This window comes from Phenylobacterium sp., from assembly GCF_031425575.1.
GTDB lineage: Bacteria > Pseudomonadota > Alphaproteobacteria > Caulobacterales > Caulobacteraceae > Phenylobacterium.
The window spans coordinates 1-4034 of sequence record NZ_JANPJP010000330.1; the positions used below are offsets into that span (position 1 = coordinate 1).

5 protein-coding genes are annotated in these 4034 nt (G+C 69.0%); 1 reads left to right on the forward strand and 4 read right to left on the reverse strand.

Annotated features, from left to right (window positions below; genetic code table 11):
- The 4 genes from RMO97_RS18335 to RMO97_RS18350 form a co-directional block, all read right to left on the reverse strand.
- The coding region (locus tag RMO97_RS18335; RefSeq protein WP_310542456.1) for a glutathione S-transferase N-terminal domain-containing protein at positions 1 to 151 on the reverse strand (151 nt) is incomplete at its 3' end.
- A gap of 78 nt (positions 152 to 229) precedes the next feature.
- A complete protein-coding gene (locus RMO97_RS18340; protein ID WP_310542452.1) occupies positions 230 to 826 on the reverse strand; it encodes a hypothetical protein in 597 nt (198 codons plus the stop codon).
- An 87-nt stretch (positions 827 to 913) separates the two neighbouring features.
- Positions 914 to 2602, reverse strand: coding sequence for a lytic transglycosylase domain-containing protein (locus RMO97_RS18345; protein WP_310542453.1), 1689 nt, complete (start codon positions 2600 to 2602; stop codon positions 914 to 916).
- A 119-nt stretch (positions 2603 to 2721) separates the two neighbouring features.
- Positions 2722 to 3537, reverse strand: a complete 816-nt coding sequence (locus RMO97_RS18350; RefSeq protein ID WP_310542454.1) for a uracil-DNA glycosylase — start codon at positions 3535 to 3537, stop codon at positions 2722 to 2724.
- A gap of 143 nt (positions 3538 to 3680) precedes the next feature.
- On the opposite strand from RMO97_RS18350, the gene RMO97_RS18355 reads away from it, so the two are divergent.
- Positions 3681 to 4034, forward strand: a 354-nt coding sequence (locus RMO97_RS18355; protein WP_310542455.1) for an FAD-dependent oxidoreductase, incomplete at its 3' end; no start/stop codon positions are given.

Sequence of the window (4034 nt, forward strand, 5' to 3'; positions counted from 1 at the left end):
GCATCGGCCAGCGCCGCAGCCATTCCTCGGCGTTTTGCGGCTTATCAGGCCCGATCTCCCGGAACTCGAAGGGCGTGTCGTTCTCGTAGAGGGCGATCAGCGCCTTCTGCGTGTAGGACGAGAAGGGGTGGCCATAGAGGACGAGGGGCACCGGGAGCCTCCGGATCTGGCGTTGAATCTTGGAGGTTGGAGCCTATCCAGACCAATTGCATTATGCAATCAGTAAGCCCTAGCGGGCCGCCCATAGAGTGTCGGCCGCGGCCTGCAGATCTCCGGTGACGCCGCGCCGGGCCAAGGACAGGCCGTCCAGGTCCACCTCGTCCGGCCGCAGGGTCCGACCGTGCAGGCTGTAGCCCACCTGGTAGACGGCCCGGTCGGTCTTGGTCACGCCGTCCTCGATGAACACGGTCAGCACGCCGACGGGAACCCGCCCGGTCTCGGTCTTGGTCTTGCGCAGGCCGTCCTCGACCCAGCTCACCTCCAGGCGCGGATTGCCAGTGGTCTCGACGCTGCTGGGGCGCACCTGCCTGGGAAACCAGAGGGTCTGGGTCTGGATCACCTGCTCGGGCCGCTGGGAGGCCAGGCGGATGCGGTCGCCCGAGCCTTCCAGGGTTCCGGTCATCAGGAAGGTCTGCTTCAGCGCATTGGCGCGGGCCTCGACCTGTCGCTCGCGGGCGGCCAGAGCCTTCTCCCGGGAGGTCTGCGTCCGCTCCCGATGGCTGTCCCAATAGCCCAGGACGGCCACCACCACGGCCACCACGCCCACGATCTCGGCCAGGCTCAGCCAGCGCAGGGGCAGGCGCTTCTTGCGGGGTGCGTCGCTCAATCTGGTCTCCGATGACCGCATGCGTCGGGCCCGGCCGCTAAGGTCGGTCGCACAGAGCTAGTCGCAGATTGAGGACGAAGCGAGGCCTCAGCCGCGCTTCAGGCGCCTGGCCTTCTTGTCGGCCTTGTCCGGGTCGTTGACGTCCTCGTCCTCGGCCACCTCGACCTTGGCCGGGGGCAGGGGGGCGTCCCAGCGGGCGTCGATGTATTTCTGGCCGGTGGCCAGGGCGTCCAGGGTGCGGGATTCCTGGCCGAACTTCTTCTGGTAGGTCCAGTAGGCGGCCATGACGTGTTCGACGTAGTTGCGGGTCTCCGGCGCCGGCATGCACTCGATGACCATCAGGCTTTCGTCGTCCTCGCCCAGCATCCGGGCGGTCTTCTGCAGGGTGGCCGGGCCTCCGTTGTAGGCCGCGACGGTCCGCAGGATGTCGTAGCCGACCCCTTCGCCCATCAGCCAGGTGACGTAGTCCTGGCCGACCTTGAGGTTGTAGCCGGCGTCGAACAGCGGGCTCATGTCGTCGCGCAGCCGGGCGTTGCCGGTGGCGTGGGCCGCGGTGTCGGGCATCAGCTGCATCAGGCCCACGGCGCCGGCCGGGGAGACCACGCCGGGATTGAAGCGGCTCTCCTGGCGCACAATGGCGTAGACCAGGGCCTTGCTGATCTTGAAGCCCTCGCGGGGATTGAGGTTCGGTGTGGGATAGTCGGGCTCGCCCCGGCGGCGCGCGGGACCGGCGGCGGCCATGTCCTGGGCCAGCCCCTCGTTGATGACGGCGGCCAGCTGCATCCAGCGCGCCCGGTCCGCCGGAGTGCGGGTCAGGGCCAGGCCGGCACGTAGCTCCTGGCCGGCCTCAGGCACGCGGCCGATCTGGGCTAGGGCCGCGGCGCGGTGAGCCCGGGCGTCCTCGCGCATCATCCGGGTCACGTCGGCGGTGGGGCCGCCGTAGGAGGCCTTGAGGACATTGCGCGCCCGCGGCTGATAGGCCCGGGCCTCCGAGAGCGGCGTTGCGGGACCGAGGCCGCGCAGGGCCACCTGACGCTCGGCGATCATGCCGTAGAAAGTGTGCGGCGAACCGGCCGCCCGGCGCAGATGGGTCGCGGCCCGGTCGGAATGGCCGCCGGCCTCTGCGGCGCGGGCTGCCCAATAGGCTGCGCCAGCCCGCACCCAGATGTCTTCCTCGGTGTCCTGGGCCAGCTTCGAGAGCTCCGCCTCGGCCTGGTCGTAGCGGCGCAGGCGATAAGCGGCCATGCCGGCGATCCAGCGTTCACCGACCGCCCGCGCCAGCTCCAGGGCGCGCTTGGAATCGCCGGAATAGAACGCCTCGCGGGCCAGGCGGGCGTTGTCGGCGTCGAAGGGGCCGCCGGAGCCCGGAGGCACCAGCTCGATCTTGCTCCAGTCGGTCCCGATCAGGCTGGGCACGGCGGGGGCGGCTAGGTCCGGCGTCTTGCGCTTGCTGGCCAGGGTGTAGATGCGCTCGGCCACCGGCAGGTCTGCGTAGCGCGACAGCCAGCCCGACAGCTCGTCGAAGTTGGACTTGTGCGCCGTCGGATGCATCAGGCCGCGATAGGTGACGTAGCCGGAGAGCGACGGGTCGCTGATCTCGATGGTCTGCATCGTGGCGTCGATGAAGTCGCCGCGGTCCACCGCCTCGAAGGCCCGGGCGTAGGCCTGGGCGTCGGCCGGCGTTAGGACTTGCGGGCTGCCGGCCAGCGCCTTTCCCGCGATCGTGGCGCAGATCAGGGCCAGGGCCGCGATCCGCACGCGCTTGGTCTGCGTCATGCCCACTCTCACGCCGCCGCGTCTTCGCTGGTCTGGCGTGACCCTTTTTCTCAACGACCTGGGAGCTTTAGAGCCCTTATTGATGAAGAGAAAGTGCGTTCGCGCCGCAGGCGGCGCCGTTAAGGACGTTCCGGCCGATTGAGGCGCTCGGTGAGCGTCAGCAGGTCACTCCACGCCTTCTTCTTGGCCGCCGCTTGGCGCAGCAGGAAGGCCGGGTGCAGGGTCGGCATGGCCGGCAGCTCGATGGCGCCGTCGGCGGACTTCCATTCAAACCAGCGGCCTCGCAGGGACAGGATGCCTTCCTCCCGCTTGAGCATGGACTTGGCCGACGGCCCGCCCACCAGCAGCAGCATGCGCGGCTTCAGCAGTTCGATGGCCCGTTCCAGGAACGGCGCGCAGACCAGCTGCTCCCCGGGGGAGGGGTTGCGGTTGCCGGGCGGACGCCAGAACACCGAGTTGGTGATGAACACCTGGTCGGTGAGGCCGGCGGCGGCGAACATCCGGTCCAGCAGCTGACCGGCGCGGCCCACGAAGGGGGCGCCTTGAATGTCCTCCTCCTGTCCTGGAGCTTCGCCGATCACCATCAAGGGCGCGGTGAGCGACCCGCGATAGAAGACCGACTGGCGCGCGGCGCCCTCGAACTTCAGGGGGCAGCCATCGAAGGCCTCGATGGCGGCCTTCAGGGCCTCCAGGTCCGGCGCGGCGGCGGCCAGGCGTCTCGCCTCGGCGATGGCGCTGGAAACGTCGGGACCGGCGACAAGGGCTGCGCGGGCGGCGATCGGGGCGGCGACCGGCTTCTCCGGCAGGCGGATCGGGGCGATCTTGCCGGCCTCGATGCGGTCATAGGGCTCGTCCAGCAGCATGGCGTCGACGCCGGCCTCGGCCCAGAAGGCGAGCAGGCTTTCGGCGGCGATGTCACGAGCGGCGAGGGTCATGCGTCCTTGTAATCGTTGTTGCGACGGAGTTCACCCTTGACCGGCGACCGGCAAGCTTCCGATAAGTCGGCGAACGGATCAACGCCGCGCGGCGTAAGGGGAGGGGAACCCCTGACGCGCGGCCCAGAGGAGTTGAGGGGATCATGAGCGACGTCATCGAACGCGAGGCCATGGAGTACGACGTGGTGATCGTCGGCGCCGGCCCCTCGGGCCTCTCCGCCGCGATCCGCCTAAAGCAACTGGCCGAGAAGGCCGGGACGGAAATCTCCGTCGCGGTTCTCGAAAAAGGCTCCGAGGTCGGCGCCCACATCCTCTCCGGTGCGGTCATCGATCCCAGCGGCATCAACGAACTGCTGCCGAACTGGCAAGAGCTGGGCGTTCCGCTGGAGACCAAGGTCACCCGCGACAAGTTCGTGATGCTCGGCCCGCAGGGCGAGCTGGACATCAGCTTCCTGCCCTTCCCCAAGTGGATGCTGAACCACGGCAACTACATCGCC

What these genes read in the sequence shown, in the direction of transcription:
- RMO97_RS18345 (WP_310542453.1), bottom strand. Translation starts at nt 2,602, where the DNA reads ATGACGCAGACCAAGCGCGTGCGGATCGCGGCCCTGGCCCTGATCTGC.
- RMO97_RS18350 (WP_310542454.1), bottom strand. Translation starts at nt 3,537, where the DNA reads ATGACCCTCGCCGCTCGTGACATCGCCGCCGAAAGCCTGCTCGCCTTC.